13 protein-coding genes are annotated in these 17,838 nt (G+C 58.3%); 7 read left to right on the forward strand and 6 right to left on the reverse strand.

Annotation, left to right across the window (positions count from 1 at the left end; translation table 11 throughout):
• Window positions 1–164: 164 nt before the first annotated feature.
• Window positions 165–437 (forward strand): PA4570 family protein, encoded by a 273-nt coding sequence (locus JQ845_RS16230; RefSeq protein WP_003443924.1) that lies wholly within the window; start codon window positions 165–167, stop codon window positions 435–437.
• Window positions 438–499: 62 nt separating this feature from the next.
• Here the strand turns inward: JQ845_RS16230 and JQ845_RS16235 are convergent, their stop codons facing one another.
• Together JQ845_RS16235 and JQ845_RS16240 are read right to left on the reverse strand one after the other, a co-directional pair.
• Complete coding sequence (locus tag JQ845_RS16235) at window positions 500–1,117, reverse strand: FKBP-type peptidyl-prolyl cis-trans isomerase (RefSeq protein WP_003443927.1); 618 nt, start codon at window positions 1,115–1,117, stop codon at window positions 500–502.
• A gap of 149 nt (window positions 1,118–1,266) precedes the next feature.
• Entirely contained in the window at window positions 1,267–1,755 is a 489-nt protein-coding gene (locus tag JQ845_RS16240; RefSeq protein ID WP_003443930.1) for a TIGR00645 family protein, read from the reverse strand.
• A gap of 143 nt (window positions 1,756–1,898) precedes the next feature.
• Between JQ845_RS16240 and JQ845_RS16245 the strand changes: the two genes are divergently transcribed.
• Complete coding sequence (locus JQ845_RS16245) at window positions 1,899–3,731, forward strand: hypothetical protein (RefSeq protein WP_203009259.1); 1,833 nt, start codon at window positions 1,899–1,901, stop codon at window positions 3,729–3,731.
• Between the two features lie 9 nt (window positions 3,732–3,740).
• Here JQ845_RS16245 and JQ845_RS16250 read toward each other — a convergent pair whose 3' ends face one another.
• Both JQ845_RS16250 and JQ845_RS16255 read right to left on the reverse strand, forming a co-directional pair.
• Entirely contained in the window at window positions 3,741–4,058 is a 318-nt protein-coding gene (locus tag JQ845_RS16250; protein ID WP_003443937.1) for a PA4575 family protein, read from the reverse strand.
• Window positions 4,059–4,268: 210 nt separating this feature from the next.
• A complete protein-coding gene (locus JQ845_RS16255; protein ID WP_003443940.1) occupies window positions 4,269–6,707 on the reverse strand; it encodes a Lon protease family protein in 2,439 nt (812 codons plus the stop codon).
• A gap of 272 nt (window positions 6,708–6,979) precedes the next feature.
• Here JQ845_RS16255 and JQ845_RS16260 point away from each other — a divergent pair, with 272 nt between their 5' ends.
• From JQ845_RS16260 to JQ845_RS16275, 4 genes are all read left to right on the forward strand, one after another.
• Entirely contained in the window at window positions 6,980–7,468 is a 489-nt protein-coding gene (locus JQ845_RS16260) for a DUF3015 domain-containing protein (RefSeq protein ID WP_003443943.1), read from the forward strand.
• Between the two features lie 78 nt (window positions 7,469–7,546).
• Window positions 7,547–9,400, forward strand: coding sequence for an Lnb N-terminal periplasmic domain-containing protein (locus JQ845_RS16265; RefSeq protein ID WP_127196768.1), 1,854 nt, complete (start codon window positions 7,547–7,549; stop codon window positions 9,398–9,400).
• Between the two features lie 15 nt (window positions 9,401–9,415).
• Window positions 9,416–9,715: a chorismate mutase gene (locus JQ845_RS16270; RefSeq protein WP_203009260.1), complete on the forward strand. Its 300-nt coding sequence runs from the start codon at window positions 9,416–9,418 to the stop codon at window positions 9,713–9,715.
• A 154-nt stretch (window positions 9,716–9,869) separates the two neighbouring features.
• Window positions 9,870–10,364 (forward strand): GreA/GreB family elongation factor, encoded by a 495-nt coding sequence (locus tag JQ845_RS16275; protein ID WP_127196767.1) that lies wholly within the window; start codon window positions 9,870–9,872, stop codon window positions 10,362–10,364.
• Here the strand turns inward: JQ845_RS16275 and gdhA are convergent.
• Together gdhA and ettA are read right to left on the reverse strand one after the other, a co-directional pair.
• Window positions 10,361–11,698, reverse strand: a complete 1,338-nt coding sequence (gene gdhA / locus JQ845_RS16280) for an NADP-specific glutamate dehydrogenase (protein ID WP_003443954.1) — start codon at window positions 11,696–11,698, stop codon at window positions 10,361–10,363. The genes JQ845_RS16275 and gdhA overlap by 4 nt on opposite strands.
• A 302-nt stretch (window positions 11,699–12,000) precedes the next feature.
• A complete protein-coding gene (gene ettA, locus JQ845_RS16285) occupies window positions 12,001–13,668 on the reverse strand; it encodes an energy-dependent translational throttle protein EttA (RefSeq protein ID WP_003443957.1) in 1,668 nt (555 codons plus the stop codon).
• Between the two features lie 281 nt (window positions 13,669–13,949).
• On the opposite strand from ettA, the gene JQ845_RS16290 reads away from it, so the two are divergent.
• The gene (locus JQ845_RS16290) at window positions 13,950–17,825 is read left to right on the forward strand and encodes a sensor domain-containing protein (protein WP_203009261.1); all 3,876 of its coding nucleotides are present in this window, start codon (window positions 13,950–13,952) and stop codon (window positions 17,823–17,825) included.
• The last annotated feature ends 13 nt before the right edge of the window (window positions 17,826–17,838 follow it).

Consider the following 17,838-nt stretch of genomic DNA (forward strand, 5'->3'; position numbering starts at 1 on the left):
GGAAGGTGCCACTCCCCTCGCAAAACTTCCGCGCAACATCAAAAAGCCATCAACTTTGACCCGCAGCAGCTTTTACCCACAAAGAAAACAAATCCGCCAATAGGCACTTGCTATTAATTGAATAAGAATTATTCTCATTGGTATTCATCAAGGAGATGACGACCATGACTTATTTAATTGATGCCTGGCTGGACCGTCCACATCCCTATCTGCGAATCCTGCATCGGGAAACCGGGGAAGTCTGTGCGGTGCTGGAAGAAGAAGCGCTCAACGAGCTACAGGATCAGGGCGACCTGGATTTCAACGGACTCAACTCAAGTGAACCGGTGGTGCTCAAAGAACTGGTGCGAAATCTGTTTCTGTTTTGCTATGCCCGGGCATTGCGCCCGATCGGCACGACCGATGCTCACGAGCATCACGCCAAACTGGAAATATGAAGCGCCTTGTGTGACCGCAGGCTTGCGTGCAAACCCGCGGTCACCGTTAAAGCACCGAAGTCTTACAGAACTTCCAGCAGCTCAACGTCGAATACCAGCACGCTGTGCGGAGCGATGCTGCCAACGCCCTGGGCGCCGTAGGCCAATTCGCTCGGCACGTAGATGCGCCATTTGCTGCCGGCGTTCATCAGTTGCAGGGCTTCGGTCCAGCCGGCAATTACGCCGCCGACCGGGAATTCGGCTGGCTGACCACGATCGTAGGAGCTGTCGAACACAGTGCCGTCAATCAGGGTGCCGTGGTAGTGAACACGTACAGTGTCTTCACGGGATGGCTTGGCGCCTTCACCTGCAGTCACAACTTCAAATTGCAGACCCGAAGCCAGGGTGGTGATCCCGTCCTTCTTGGCGTTTTCAGCCAGGAAAGCCTTGCCTTCGCCCGCTGCAGCTTCTGCCTTGGCAGCTGCTTCAGCTTGCATCAGCTCGCGGATAACTTTAAAGCTGGCGCTCAGTTCTTCCTGACCTACACGGCTTTCTTTACCGGCGAAAGCATCGGTCAGGCCAGCCAGGATTGCGTCCAGGCTAACGCCCGGTGGCGGGTTGTCGCGCAGTTGGTCACCCAGCTGACGGCCAATGCCGTAGCTAACGCGGGTTTCGTCGGTCGACAGATTTACTTCGGACATAACACTGCTCCGCTGTAGGGCAATTCAGAAATACCAGCTGCAAAAACAGCCGTTCCTCAACCGCCCAGAACCAAAAAAGGGCGAGCAGACTACCACAGCCCCCAAAGCCTTCGCAGCCCGCCTTCATGTAACGCGCGCCACGACACCAATCAATGCTTGGTCAGCTTGTCGAGATAGCCCATGGCAAACGCCGACACCACGAAAGTCATATGAATGATCACGTACCACATCAGATACTGCGGCTCGATGTTGCGTGCATCCATAAACACCCGCAGCAGGTGGATCGAGGAGATGGCCACGATCGACGCTGCGACTTTCATCTTCAGCGAAGTCGAGTCCATGGTACCCAGCCAGCTAAGCTTCTCCTTGTGGTCATCGATGTCCAGCTGGGAGACGAAGTTCTCGTAGCCCGAAATCATCACCATTACCAGCAACCCTCCCACCAGGGCCATGTCGATCAACGACAGGATGACCAGGATCAAGTCCGACTCAGATAGCGCGAACACGTTGGGAATTACATGAAACACTTCCTGGAAGAATTTCAACGCCAGGGCCAGCAAGCCCAGCGAGAGCCCGAAGTAAATCGGCGCCAGAATCCAGCGCGAGGCGTACATTGCGTTTTCGATAAAGCGTTCCATTGAAACTCACAGGAAGTAAAAAAATGGGCGCGAGTATATCAGTGACAAATCGTCAGAGATAAAGCCCTTGAAACAGCCTGTTAAATAAATTATCTGCTAGTGTCGACCTCCTCAGCACCGCTTTCGGACAGGAAAACTGAACAATGGATCTGCGATTTCCCTTGGGTTGTCTCGGGCTTTCAATTGCTTTGCTCATCACGGGTGGCTGCTCGCCTGACGACAAACACCAGCAGGCCAGCCTGGAAGAGCGCAGCGCCGCATTCGAAAAGAGCCTCGATACCATTCAGGACCAACAACTCAAGGATGCGGTAGCCGATCTGGGTGGCTCGTTGCTGTTGCTCGAACGGGCCCGGGTCAAGCTCGAGGAGAAACCGATTGAAACCGAATATGGCGATGACGACCTGGCGCTGCTCAAGCACTACCCCAGCAGCCAGGCCCTGAGCGACACCTACATCAATGGTCTGTTTGTGGTGCGTAAAAACTCCAGCTCCGATTATCTGACCGACCTTGAGCCCGTGTTCCCGTTCCCGGCAAACAGCGATTCCGAGTTTCCGTTCCCCCATGCACTTGAATGGCAATCCGTAACCCTGAGCAACAAGCAAGAGGTGCCCTTCCAGACCGAGTGGTCTGAAACCGATCCCGGCATCCAGCTCAGCCCTTCCAGCGCCAATCTGAGCAACCCGGACGATCTCACGGTCACCTACCCCTATATCGACGGGATTGAAACTGAAAACATTCAGCAACCTCAGCCCCTGATGCTGCACGGCAAGGTCGAGGTGATCGCGCCCGGCAAAGTGGTCCACTTCAACCTGAGCAGCAAGGATGTGGGCAAAACCAGCACCGAGGGCACGATCAGTGTGACCCTGATGGCATTGGGCAAAAACTTCGCCGAAGTCGATATCAACAACAGCGCCGAGCTGGCCGAAGAGGTACGCGATACACCGCTCAATCCGCTGATCATCCAGGCCCGCGACCACAGCGGGCAGTTCCTGTCGCGCTCAGGCTCGATCAATGAGAACGCCGAGCAACTGGCGTTCTATCAGCAGCAACTGGCGCAGATGCTCAAGCAAACCGCGTGGAGCGAAGCATTCGGACAACAGCTGGATAACGAGCAGCAGGACTTTGACCAGAAACACACCCATCACTACAGCAAGGTGTATTTCAACGGAAATATCGAAAACCTCGACATCAGCGTGCTCGACTTCTCCACGGCCAATATCACCCGCAAAAACCTCGACCTGCCTGTGCGCCGGCTCGACAAGACGGTAGTGGGCAAAGACATTCAACCCCTGCCGCTGTCGGTGGTGGTGTATGACGATCAGGCCGTCAACTACCTCAAGGACGCGAGCCTTGAGCCTGAGCAACTGATAAAAAGCGTCGTCATCAGCCAGACCGTAGATGACGCCAGCGCCGCCACCCTTGAGTTCAGTCACCCGCAAACCTTCAATGACGAGCTGCTGGGCGCTTTGCCCGATACGGCTGACGCACCTGTCACCTTCTTCGCCGAAGACGACAACGGCAAGCGCAGCGAGCCTCTGGAGCTGCCCATCGAAGCCTTCGATGTTGACCCGCATACCGGGGTCATCACCTATGACCTAAATCTGTTCCCCGAAACTCCGGCTTACGCGATTGGCTCGATGCCCATGTTTATCGCCGCCATCGACAAACAGCCCCTGAACACGGCTCAACTGCCCAAAGGCCTCGAACTCAAAGGCAACGCACTGGTTGTTGATCAGAAACTGTTCCCGTCCGAGGCCTGGCGCTTTTACGCCAAAGACGACACCGGCAACTACCTCAAGGAAGTGCTCGCCGTAAGCCATAGCGCCGAACCCAATGGCCCGGCGCTGTTTGACGTGCATTATTTCTATGGACAGCCCACCCAGCTCGAAAGCTATGCCCGCAAAGACCTGCTGCCTGTCGAGTACGGATTTGAAGTCAAGCTCGACAAAGTCCCCGAAGTCACCCCGCCCCGCTGATTCAGCGGTCTAGCGGGAGGCGTGACAGCGTCCACCGTTGATCTGGCGCAACTGGGCCTGCACGTGCAGGCACCAGATCTGCGGGTCATCGGCAAGCCGATAGCCATGCAGCGTCAGGCTTTCAACGATTGATTCCAGAATGGTTTCGGCCACGAAAGGACCGGGGAACGGACCCTGGGCTTTGATCGTAGTCGGCTGCTCGCCTGCCAGACCGGCAGCAAACAACAGCGTCCACATCCCGGTATTGCCTGCCAGCGGACGAATGCTGCATTCAATACGGGTGACCAGACCCAGGCATTGGCGGGTAAGACAAAGGTTGCGCGACATGGCGGCGACCCTCGGTAAATTCTGTCATCAGCCACGCACTACGGGCTGCATCATTCCAGTGACGACAGTGGAAGTCCTGCATTGAGAATAGAGGAAGAATCTGACAGGAGAGGCTGCCATGACAAACGGATGCCCTGGCCGCTGCAGGAACGAGCTTGTGCAAGCCGTGAAAGGCTCGCGAGCAAGCTCGCTTCTACAGTTGACCCAGCGTCAGGCCGGCTTTTTAGCCGCCAGCGCCTCGGCAAGTAGTTCCTTTTCGGCTTCCTTGAGGTCCTCGTCGTTGATCATCTCGGCAATCGCCCGCAATCTTTCAACCACCCGGGCATTTACGCTGCCTTCCGGAAACTGACCTTCGGCATCCGGTTCACCGGCCGGCTCGCCGACCAACAGGCTCAACGCCTCATCCGCCTGGCGTACCGCGTAAACGTGGAACTTGCCATCACGTACCGCCTGCAACACCTTTTCATCCAGCATCAAGGTCGCCACGTTGGCTTGCGGGATGATAGCGCCCTGCTCGCCCGTCAGACCACGCGCCTCGCACAGACGGAAGAAGCCTTCGATCTTCTCGTTGACCCCGCCCACCGCCTGCACTTCGCCAAACTGGTTGATCGAACCGGTGATCGCAAAGCACTGCTTGAGGGCCGTTTTGGACAGCGCCGAAATCAACGTACAGGCCTCACCCAGCGAGGCACTGTCACCATCGACGTAACCGTAGGACTGCTCCAGCGCGATACTGGCCGAGATCGCCAGCGGGAACTCCTGGGCATAACGGCTGCCCAGATAACCGGTCAGAATCATCACGCCCTTGGAGTGAATCGGCTGCCCGAGGTTAACCTCGCGCTCGATGTCGACAATGCCGCTGCCCCCCGGGTACACCGTGGCGGAAATCCGCGCAGGCACACCGAAGGCCGAGTCCCCCACTTCAAGTACCGTCAGGCCATTGCACTTGCCGACCGCCGCCCCATCGGTGTCGATCAGAATGATCCCGGCCAGCATGTCGTCAAGAATCCGCGCCGAAACCCGGCCGGTACGGGTGGCCTTGGCTTTGAGCGCCCGCTCGATGTGTCCGGCATCCGTCATCTCGTCGTTGGCCAGATGGCGAATGAAGTCTGCCTCGCTGACCAGCTGGAACAGATCACCGATACGCGCCGACAAACGCCCCTGATGCTCGGCAAGACGTGCGCTGTAGGTCGCCAGACGCGCAACGGCATCAGCGGTCAACGGCGCCATGCCCTCTTCCGAGGTGCGGGTGGTGAGCAACTGGGCGAACTGCTCCAGGCTCTCGTCGACCATCGGGATGTCTTCATCGAAGTCCACCAGCACCCGGAACATCTCCTGGAAGTCCGGATCCAGATCCTGCAGCGTGTAGTACAACTGGCGGGCACCGATGATGATGACCTTGACCTGCAACGGAATCACTTGCGGGTTGAGGGTGATGGTGGCCAGGCGGCCCATCTCGCCCAGCGGCGACTCCATCTTCAGCTTGCGCGACTGCAGGGCACGCTTGAGAGCATCCCAGACAAAGGGTTCGCTGAGCATTTTCTCGGCTTCAAGAATCAGAAAGCCGCCATTGGCCCGGTGCAGTGCCCCGGGACGCAGCTGCCGATACGTGGTGTACAGCGCCCCCTGGTCAGTGCTGTATTCGATGCGGCCAAACAGGTTGTCGTAGGTCGGGTGCGGCTCAAACACCACCGGTGCGCCGCCGCTCATGGGCTGGCCCACCACCAGGCTCGGCAGGTACTGCTCTTCGAGCAACTTGCGGGCCTGGGCATCGGTTTTACTGTCGTCGACCAGTTGCTCGACCACAGTCTTCAGCAGGTACACCTGCATGGCCTGCATATAACCGCAGACCGCACCATTTTCGGCGTACTTTTGCGACAACGGTGCCAGCAAAGGTTGCAGCGCCAGGGTGATGGTTTCTTCGTTCAGGTGGCGTAGCTGATTGTTCGATTCACGCTTCCACTGCGGCAGACTCGCAAGCTCTTCGTTCAGCCGCTCCTCAAGCCCGGAAATATCCTCGTGGAACCGCTCACGCTCTTCGTCGGGCAATTGCGAAAACTCGGCCTCGTCCAGCGCCTTGCCCTCGCTCATCGGGGTAAAGGCCACGTTGCTGCTGTCGCGATACAGCGCCACGCCTTTTTCCAGCGCCAGACGCTCGATCACATCCAGGGCACGGTCGTAACGCTGATTGAAACCGCGATCGATGGCGCTCTTGCGTTGCTGGTAAGTCGGGTGTTCAAACACCGCCGGAAAGGTCGCCAGCAGGTTGTCGATCAAACCATTGATGTCGCTGATGAACGCACCGGCGGTGCTCGCAGGCAGCTCCAGTGCGCGCGGCTCGCGCGGCTCGTCGAAATTATTGACATAGACCCAGTCGCTGGGTGACTTCAGGCGTTTGCCCTCGGCCTTGAGGTAGCGTTTGACGAACGAAAAGCGTCCGGTACCCGGCTCGCCCATGACAAATACGTTGTAACCCGGACGTGGCATGGCCACGCCAAATTGCAGGGCTTCGACCGCTCGCTCCTGGCCGAGAATGCCGCGAAAAGGCTCCAGATCATTGGTGTTGGAGAAGCTGAACTGTTCAGCGGAGAACGGACGGGTTAGCGCGTCAGGCGCTAGACGCAAGCTGGCAGCTACAGGATCAGGCATCGGGCTTCCTTACATCGGGCGGGGCAGATGAACGCATTCTGGCGCTGGCTGTATCCCACTGGCAAGGCGCATAGCACTTGAAAAATCAGGGCCCGGTATTTACAGGCTGAAAATGTGCCCGATCGAAGATTGTTTTACAAAATTTCACGGAACCGTCCGATCGTGCCTAGACTCCTACTTGTTACGCGGCTGGATTAATAACCGGCCCGTTCTGGCGCTTCTGGGCCAGACACCCTTGTCCATTGGTTGCACACTCATAGAGAACAAAGCTTATGAAACGGATTCTTCTTGGTACTCTCTTTACTGTTGTTTCCCTCAATGCCATGGCGCAAGCACCGGGTGGCCCGAACTGCGGTTGGGGCAACATGTTGTTTGAAGGTCAGCGCGGCACACCGGCTCACTTCCTCGCATCAACCACCAACGGCACCTCCGGTAACGCTACCTTCGGTATGACTTCCGGGACCAACGGCTGTACGACCAAGGATGCCCTGACTTACGGCGGCAAATCGTGGATTGCCATGAACGGCATGATGAACGAACTGTCCGAAGACATGGCCAAAGGCAATGGCGAAGCACTGACCACCTATGCGGTGGTACTGGGTGTGGCCCCTGAAGACCGCGATCATTTCGCAGCTGTTACCCACGAGCACTTCCAGCAAATCTTCAGCAAAGCCGACGTAACCGCTGACGATGTACACACCAACACTCTGGCCATCCTCAAAGGCGACGCACGCCTGGCGAAATACGCAACTGCTGCGTAACAAATGAGCACCGCCCGCTCCTCCCGGAGCGGGTATTCTCCAGCTTCACTTCTATTTGTCTGACAACAGTTGCCCACCATGCTCAAACGCCTTGCCTACCTGGCGCTCTGTGCCTGCGCCCCGCTGTATGCCGCACCTCATATTGACGATCAACGAGTGCAGCAGCTGGCCAACGATCCGTTCTGGATCTCCCTGGGCCATTATGAAGCCCGCAAACTGGGCGGCTGGCGCAGCTATGTCAGCGATGACAAATTCTTTCTCGCCAAAGACGGCGCCGAGCATCCGGATGCCGAACTGCGCGCGACCCTGACGGCGTTGTATGCCCCCCTGAACCTGGGAGACAAGCACCCGCAATGCGTATACCCGGCACGCACCCGCTGGCTCAAGGCCCAGCTGAACCTGACCGACCTGCCCAAGGCCGAGTGCGCAGAGTTCAGCCAGTGGTTTAAAGATGTGGCTCCCGACAGCACGGTGATGATTTTCCCGGCGGCCTACCTCAACAGCCCGTCGTCGATGTTCGGCCACACCCTGTTGCGTATCGACCAGGCCGACGTGCAGAGCAACAAGACCGCGCTGCTCAGCTATGCGATCAACTTCGGCGCCTACATTGAAGGTTCCGACAACAGTATTCTGTATGCCTGGAAAGGTTTGGCCGGCGGCTATCCCGGCCTGTTTGCCCTGGTGCCCTACCAGGAAAAGCTCTCGGAATACCGCAGTCTCGAGAACCGCGACCTGTGGGAATACCGCCTGAATCTGACACCCGAAGAAACCCAGCGCATGGTCGAACATGTGTGGGAACTCAAACAAATCCAGTTCGACTATTTCTTCTTCGACGAAAACTGTTCATACCGCTTGCTTGAACTGCTGCAAGTAGCGCGCCCCGGCTTGCAACTGACCAGCCAGTTCCCGCTGACCGCGATCCCCACCGACACCGTGAAAGCGGTAAAGGAAGCCGGGCTGGTGGAAAGCATCGAATATCGCCCGTCCCGCGAGCGTGAACTGCTGGATCGCGCCAAGGTGCTGGATCCTGAAGAACAGCAATGGGTACTGCAGGTCAGCGCCGATCAGGCCCAGCTGCAAAACCCGCAATTCAAGGCGCTGCCCAAAGAGCGTCAGGCGCTGATTATCGACGCGGCTTATCGCCTTGAACGCTACCGGGCCAATGGCCTTGAGCGGGACACCGAGCGCTCACAGCGCAGCTTCGAACTGCTGCGGGCCATTAACCAGAATCCCGCGCCCGGGCTTGAGGTCGAAAAACCCGAACTGCCCGAAAACGGCCACGAGTCGCGCACCTGGCAGCTGGGCGCCGGTAGCCGGGACGACAAGGCGTTTGCCGAATACGGCCTGCGCATGGCCTATCACGACCTGAACGACAACGCTCCGGGATTTCCTCTGGGTGCCCAGATTGAAATTCTGCAACTCAAGCTGCGTCAGTACGAGGGTAATCACTGGCAGGTCCAGCAGCTGGACCTGGCCAATATCCGTTCATTGACCCCACGCAACGACTTGCTGCAGCCCTGGTCCTGGCAAGTAGGTGGCGGGCTCGAGCGCGTCCTCGGCAAGCATGGCGACGAAAACCTGGTTAGCCACGTCAATGGCGGCGCAGGCGGCACCTGGCAATTGGGCGAAAATATGCTGGGATTCGCCCTGGGCACCCTGCGCGTAGAGCACAACAACGACTTCGCGGCCTTTGTGTCGCCAGCGGCGGGCTTCAACACCGGTGTGTTGTGGCGCAATCCGCTGGGCAACCTGAGCCTGGAAGCCAAAGGCGACTACTTCACCAACGGCGAAATCCGCCGCAGCCTGAGCCTGAACCAGCAATGGGAAGTGTCACGCAACCTCGGGCTGCGATTGACCGCACAACGTGAGTTCAGCCACCTCAGCTCCCCGGTGAACGAAGTCATGCTGGAACTGAAGTGGTATCACTACTGAATGGAGTTTAAAAACATGGCAGTCACCTGTGATTCCCTTGAACAAGTGCGCGGGCAGATCGACCGCCTCGATCGCCAGATCGTCAGCCTGATCGCCGAACGCGGAGCCTATGTCTCCCAGGCCGCAGGCTTCAAGAAAGACAGTGCAGCGGTGAAAGCGCCACAGCGGGTTGAACAGGTTATCGCCAAGGCCCGCGCCCTGGCAGAGAAGCTGGGAGCCAACCCCGATGTCACCGAAAGCGTCTACCGCGCCATGATTGCTGCTTTTATCCAGCAGGAGCTGGCAGAGCATGCAGCGTTGCAGCTGGCTGACTAAATAAAACTGTAGGCGCGAGCTTGCTCGCGAGCTGTTCGCTGCTGGATTGAAAAAGCTCGCGAGCAAGCTCGCTCCTACAGGTTTCCTGGCAAACCAGTCTGAACCCTGATTCCGGCGCAGGCTCTAAAGCCTACAGCCCCGGAGGGACACCGCCATGAGCCGCGCATTTGTCAACGAAGACACCGCCGCCGAGCAGGCCAATACGCCGATTGAGCGCCAGATCAGCGACCAGCCCAACTATGTCACCGCTGCCGGCCTTGACCAGTTGCAAGCCAAAGTCAACGAATTGCAGCGCCAGCACAGTGCCGAGTCCGCCCGCCGCGATGACGCCGACAAACAGCGGTTAGCCGAGATTGAGCGCGACCTGCGCTACTACAGCCAGCGGCTGCAAAGCGCCCACGTGGTCGCCCCTGCGACATCAACGCAAAAGGTGCAGATTGGCAGTTGGGTAACCTTTGCCGAAGAATCGGGCAATGAACAACGGGTGCAACTGGTGGGCGAGGATCAGGCCGATGCAGGCCAGGGGCTGATCAATTGGGGCTCGCCCCTGGGTCGCGCGCTGCTGGGCGCGCAACTCGGAGATGAAGTGCTGTGGTTTCGGCCCGCAGGGGATCTGCAGGTCGAAATCATCAGGATTGATCCGGCTTAAACCACGCCCTGGGCCAGCATCGCGTCGGCAACTTTGACGAAGCCCGCAATGTTGGCGCCTTTCACGTAGTTGATCCGGCCGTTCTCTTCACCGTAGTGCACACAGGCATGGTGGATCGACTGCATGATGTTGTGCAGCTTGCTGTCCACCTCACCCGCCGTCCATAGCAGGCGCATGGCGTTCTGTGACATTTCCAGACCGCTCACTGCCACGCCTCCGGCATTGGAAGCCTTACCCGGGGCAAACAAAATACCCGCTTCGATAAACATGTCGACCGCTTCGAGGGTGGTGGGCATGTTCGCGCCTTCAGCGACGCAGACGCAGCCATTGCCGAGCAAAGTGCGGGCCGCATCGGCGTCCAGTTCGTTCTGGGTGGCGCATGGCAGCGCGATGTCACAGGCCAGGTTCCACGGATGCTGGCCGCTCAGGAACTCAAGACCAAACTGGCCGGCAAGTTCGCTGATACGCCCGCGCTTGACGTTTTTCAACTCCATCAACGCCTCCCATTGCTCCTCGCTCAAGCCGGCTTCGCAAAATAGCGTGCCTTCGGAATCCGACAGCGAGATCACCTTGCCACCCAGGTCCATGACTTTGCGGGCCGCATACTGGGCCACGTTGCCGGATCCGGAAATCGCTACACGCTTGCCATCAATGCGCTGGCCACTGCGCTTGAGCATCTCCTGGGCGAAGTACACGCAACCGAAGCCGGTGGCTTCCGGACGGATCAGGCTGCCGCCGTAGCTCATGCCCTTGCCGGTCAACACCGAAGTAAACTGGTTGCTCAGGCGTTTGTACTGACCAAACATAAAGCCGATTTCACGTGCCCCCACACCGATGTCGCCTGCCGGAACGTCAACATCGGAACCGATGTGGCGGTACAGCTCACTCATGAAGGCCTGGCAGAAGCGCATTACTTCAGCATCGCTTTTACCTTTTGGATTGAAATCCGAGCCCCCTTTACCGCCGCCCATTGGCAACGAGGTCAGGGAATTCTTGAAGGTTTGCTCAAAGGCCAGGAATTTCAGAACCCCCAGGTTCACCGACGGGTGGAAACGCAACCCGCCCTTGTAAGGGCCAATGGCGCTGTTCATCTGGATCCGGAAACCGCGGTTGACCCGCACTTTGCCTTCGTCATCGACCCACGACACGCGGAACACAATCGCCCGCTCGGGTTCACAAATGCGCTCGAGAATGCCTGAAGTCAGATAGTGCGGATTGGCTTCAAGAAACGGCCACAGACTGCGCAGAACTTCTTCTACGGCCTGATGGAACTCAGGCTGGTCAGGGTCGCGTTTTTTCAGGCGGGCAAGGAAGTGGTCGACGGATTCGATCATGGAAAAGTCTCGGCAAATTTGTTGTCGTTAGAAGCTGATTGCCCAGAACCTTATCAACTCATGAAGCACCGCGACAGCGCAAAATGTCGCAGTTATGAATTTAAATGGTGCTTTTATATAAATTAGTCCAGTTAAAGCAGTCATTGCGCACCATAAAAGTGATTCTTGTACCCAGTTTTGCACCAACTGGAACCCGCCCCCAGGCGCAACCTTCGTTCCTCGTAGGCAACTACGGAAATCATGCCTGTCTGCACAAAAAAAACGGAGCCCCGAGGGGCTCCGTTGTTTCTTGCAAACCGGCCTTACTGGGCCAGCTTCTTGTGACGTACACGGTGCGGCTGGTTGGCCGCTTCGCCGAGACGCTTCTTACGATCAGCTTCGTACTCGGTGTAGTTGCCTTCAAAGAAGACCGCTTGCGAGTCGTCTTCGTACGCCAGGATGTGAGTCGCGACGCGGTCAAGGAACCACCGATCGTGAGAGATCACAATGGCAGCGCCCGGGAAGTCCAGCAGCGCTTCTTCGAGCGAACGCAGGGTCTCAACGTCAAGGTCGTTGGACGGTTCGTCGAGCAGCAGCACGTTGGCGCCCTCTTTCAAGGTCAGGGCCAGGTGCAAGCGACCACGCTCACCGCCGGACAGGTCCTTGACGAACTTCTGCTGATCGCCACCTTTGAAGTTGAAACGGCCTACATAGGTACGCGACGGGATTTCGTAGTTACCAATGCGGATCACATCAGAACCATCAGAAATGGCCTGGAACACAGTCTTGCTGCCATCCAGGTCGTCGCGGCTCTGATCCACACAGGCAAGCTGCACGGTTTCGCCGATTTCGATGCTGCCGGAGTCCGGCTGCTCTTTGCCCATCAGCATGCGGAACAGGGTCGACTTACCGGCACCGTTACCGCCGATCACGCCAACGATGGCGCCTTTAGGCATGGAGAACGACAGGTTGTCGATCAGCACGCGATCGCCGTAGCCCTTGGACACGTTCTTGAATTCGATAACCTTGTCACCCAGGCGCGGACCGGCCGGGATGTAGATTTCGTTGGTTTCGCTGCGCTTCTGGAATTCCTGCGATTGCAGTTCTTCGAAACGTTGCAGACGGGCCTTGGATTTCGACTGACGGGCCTTGGCGCCTTTACGGACCCATTCCAGCTCGTCTTTCATGGCCTTTTCATGGGCCGACTGCTGCTTGGATTCGGCAGCCAGACGATCGGACTTGGCTTCAAGCCAGCCCGAATAGTTGCCCTCGTAAGGAATGCCCGCACCGCGGTCAAGCTCCAGAATCCAGCCAGCCACGTTATCCAGGAAGTAACGGTCGTGCGTAATCGCAACCACGGTACCCGGGAAATCGTGCAGGAAGTGTTCCAGCCAGGCCACGGAGTCAGCGTCCAGGTGGTTGGTCGGTTCGTCGAGCAGCAGCATGTCCGGGGCCGACAGCAGCAGGCGGCACAAGGCCACACGACGCTTCTCACCACCGGACAGGTGTTCAACCTTGGCATCCCAGGCCGGCAGACGCAGTGCATCGGCAGCGACTTCCAGCTGGCGCTCCAGGTTGTGACCGTCGCTTGCCTGCAGAATGGATTCGAGCTTGGCCTGTTCTGCAGCCAGCTTGTCGAAGTCGGCATCCGGGTCAGCGTATTCAGCGTAAACCTGATCCAGACGCGCTTGCGCATCCTTGATTACGCTAACGGCTTCTTCAACCACTTCACGTACGGTTTTGTTCGGGTCCAGCTGCGGCTCTTGGGGCAGGTAGCCGATGTTCAATTCCGGCATCGGGCGTGCTTCGCCGTCGAACTCGGTGTCCACGCCAGCCATGATTTTCAACAGGGTGGATTTACCCGAACCGTTCAAACCGAGCACGCCAATCTTGGCGCCCGGGTAAAACGACAGGGAGATGTTTTTCAGGATTTCCCGCTTCGGCGGAACAACTTTGCTCAGCCGATGCATGGTGAATACGTATTGAGCCATGGAGAACCTAGCGTCAGTGACTGATGAATAAGGCGCGAGCATTGCCGGATCAGGCAATAGGAAAAAGTCAGGGACTGATATGCATCAATACCTGCTGACAGTATATGCCTGAGTGTAGGCGCTCGAATAACCGGCAAAGCTACCTGAATGCGTTGATCAGGGCAAACCAGAGCACAGCACAGGGCTGGCACTTTGCCACAACCCAAGGCATGCTAGGCGCCCTCTGGGCGTCCGGCTTATAGTGCGCGCGCGCCTTGTTTGCCAAACCGCAGGATCACAGCTTGCCCAATGTCACCCCGCCAACACTGCCCCGCAAACCAGGCCAACTCCTTGGCACACCTGTGCGCGGCACGTTAAAAGGCGCACTGGCAACCCTGGTCCTGTTGCTGCTGGCAATGCTGTTCTGGCTATTGATTGAACAGTTCCGGAACGCGATCCAGCAGGAGCGCCTGTCGAGCATCAATTACAGCGCAGACCTGGCCGACCACATCAACCTGAGTATGGAACTCAGGGCCGAAACCGCCCTCAACCTGCTGCCTGCCTATGCCCCCCCCAAAGATTCGCTCCAGCTACAGGAGCTGCTCGAACGGCTGCGCCAAACCTTGCCGCCCCTGCAAAGCCTGGCTTTATTGAGTCCAGCCGGAGAAGTGCTGCTCGACAGCACGGGCATCAGCCCCGATGCGGCCTACCTGGCCGACTGGATAAAAAACATCCGGTTGTACAGCCGCACAGCCGGGTATTTTTATGGCAACAACAGGGATGCCAGCGTTGCTTATCTGTTGTTGCGCCAGACCGGCGACACGACCAACGGTTACTGGCTGCTGCGCATGACCCCGGATCTGCTGCAAAACCTCACGCGCCAGACCCTGAACAGCAACCGCCCCCAATGGCAGGTCGAAAACACCCTGACGGATCAGGTGCTCAGCACCAGTACCGCTCCTGTCACCCGGCTATCAAGCTCCGATCCCCGGGACATGGATGACACAGTACTGCTGACCCCCTTGCGCAACAGCGACTGGCAGTTGCGCGGGCTGTTCAATGACCAGATGGCGACGCAACAGCTGCTACCCGGACTGATTGGCAAATGCTTGCTCGGCCTGCTGTTCTCGATGCTGCCGGTGGTCGCACTTTTGAATATGCGCCGCCGCCAGCGCCAGCTGCACGAAGGCCGGCGTCGTTATCACGATATTTTTGAAGGCACCGGCGTCGCGCTTTGCGTACTCGACCTGTCCAGCCTGCCTGGCTTTCTTGAGCGCGAAAAAATCCAGGACAGCCATGCCCTCAAACAATGGCTGAACAACCAGCCGCAGCATCGGCGCCAGCTGTTTGAACAATTGCGCATCACCGAAGTGAACCAGGTCGCCATGCAGTTGCTGGAGGTCGAATCCGAGGACGGCGCCTGGTCAAAACTGATCAGCGGCGCCCCGCAAGCCGGCTCGGCCATTGGTTATCAACTGGTCGAGGCCGTGCTCAACCGGCTGCAACAACTGGAGCTGGAAATCAAACTGGCCGACGCCGGGGGGCGGGACCAGCATTTATGGCTGGTGCTGCGTCTGCCCGATACCCGCCTGGACTATCACGCGGTCATTCTGAGCATTACCGACATTACCAACCGCAAGCTGATCGAGCTGTCCTTGCAGGAGCGCGAAAGCTTTTGGTCCGACGTGGTACGCACCGTGCCGGACCACCTGTATGTGCAGGATGTCACCAGCCAGATGATGATTTTCAGCAATCACCATCTGGGCCACACCCTGGGCTACAACGCCGCCGAGCTCAAGCAAATGGGCGCTTATTTCTGGGAGCTGCTGCTGCACCCCGACGACGCCGGGCACTATCACGAACTGCGCCACCAGCAACGTCACGGCAACTATGTGCGCCGGTTGCAATGCCAGTTGCGCTTTCGTCATCGCAGTGGCGTCTGGCGCAGTTTTGAGATTCGCGAACAGGCTCTGGCCCTGGGTACCGGGGAGCAGGTAACGCGGATTGTCGGGGTTGCCAAAGACATCACCGACCAGATCGAGGCCAGCGAATCGCTGCGCGACAGTGAGCAGCGCTACCGGATGCTGGCGGAAAGCATCAGTGATGTGATTTTCTCCACCGACAGCAGGTTATGCCTGAATTACGTCAGTCCGTCGGTACAGACTGTGCTGGGCTACGACGCGCAATGGGTGTTCAACAATGGTTGGCAATCGACCATCGCCAATCCGCAACAACTGGCGGGTATCTACAGCCTGCTGGCGCGGGTCAGCGCTGCACTGGACACCCCCGAGCAACTGGCGCCCCTGCGCACTCAAGTGCAAACCCAGGTGTTCCTGCTCGACTGCTTGCGGGCTGACGGACGCAAAATCCCCATCGAGCTGCGTCTGGTACTGGTGTGGGACGAGAGCAATACGTTCGAGGGCATCCTCGGCGTTGGCCGCGATATCAGTCAGCAGCGCAACGCAGAAAAAGACCTGCGAATGGCGGCTACGGTATTCGAACACTCGACCTCGGCGATCCTGATAACCGACCCGGCCGGCTATATCGTCCAGGCCAATGAGGCCTTTAGCCGGGTCAGCGGTTACGCCGTAGCGCAAGTGCTCGACCAGTTGCCAAGCATGCTGACCGTGGATGAACAGCAACAGGCGCATCTGCGTTACGTGATCAAGCAACTCAATCAGCACCGTTCATGGGAGGGCGAGGTGTGGCTCAAACGCCGCAGCGGCGAACACTACCCGGCATGGGTCGGGATCACCGCGGTGCTGGACGATGAAGGTGACCTGGCCAGCTACGTGTGTTTTTTCAGTGACATCAGCGAACGCAAGGCCAGTGAGCAGCGGATCCACCGCCTGGCCTATTACGATGCCCTGACCCACCTGCCCAACCGGACACTGTTTCAGGATCGCCTGCACACCGCACTGCAACAGGGCGACCGGAACAAGTCGTGGGTGGTCCTGATGTTCCTCGACCTCGACCGTTTCAAACCGATCAATGACTCCCTGGGGCACGCCGCCGGCGACCGCATGCTCAAAGACATGGCGACCCGCCTGCTGGCCTGTGTTGACGACGACGATACCGTGGCGCGCATGGGCGGGGACGAGTTCACCCTGCTCCTGCAACCACGGGCAACCCGTCAAATGGCCCTGAACCGGGCCATCAGCGTGGCCGAACAGATCCTCGCCAGCCTGGTACAACCCTTTGTCCTCGAAAGCCGTGAATTCTTCGTCACGGCCAGTATCGGCATAGCCCTGAGCCCGCAAGACGGAAACGAACTCAGCCAGTTGATGAAAAACGCCGATACGGCGATGTACCACGCCAAAGAGCGCGGCAAGAACAACTTCCAGTTCTATCAGGCCGACATGAACGCCAGCGCCCTGGAACGCCTGGAACTGGAGAGCGATTTGCGCCATGCCCTGGAACAGGAAGAATTCGTACTCTATTACCAGCCGCAATTCAGTGGCGACGGCAAACGCCTGACCGGGGTTGAAGCACTGTTGCGCTGGAATCACCCGCGCCGCGGACTGGTGCCGCCCGGGGATTTTATCCCGGTGCTCGAAGAGCTGGGCCTGGTGGTCGACGTCGGTGACTGGGTGCTGGCCGCAGCCTGTCGCCAACTCAAACACTGGCATCAGGCCAAGGTGCGGGTGCCCATAGTCTCGGTCAATATCTCGGCGCGCCAGTTTTCGGACGGCCAGCTGGGCAACCGGATTGCCAACATCCTCAAGGAAACGGGCCTGCCCCCGGCGTGTCTTGAGCTCGAGCTGACCGAAAGCATCCTGATGCGCGAAGTCAGCGAGGCGCTGCAAATTCTGGCCAGCCTAAAAAATCTCGGCCTGAGCATTGCCGTCGACGACTTCGGCACCGGCTATTCATCGCTCAACTACCTCAAGCAATTCCCGATCGACGTACTGAAAATCGACCGTACCTTTGTCGACGGTTTGCCCTGTGGCGAGCAGGACGCCCAGATTGCCCGGGCCATTATTGCAATGGCCCACAGCCTGAACCTGGCGGTCATCGCCGAAGGCGTCGAGACCCACGAACAGCTGGTTTTCCTGCGCGAGCACGGCTGCGACGAAGTCCAGGGCTACCTGCTGGGACGACCGCTGCCGGCACACCAGTTAGAGAAACAGTTACTGGCCAAGCAGCGGCACACTGCCAGTGATGAATTACCCATTTGAAGCGGCCGTTACC

It is taken from the genome of Pseudomonas paraversuta, from assembly GCF_904063065.1.
Taxonomy (GTDB): Bacteria; Pseudomonadota; Gammaproteobacteria; order Pseudomonadales; family Pseudomonadaceae; genus Aquipseudomonas; species Aquipseudomonas paraversuta.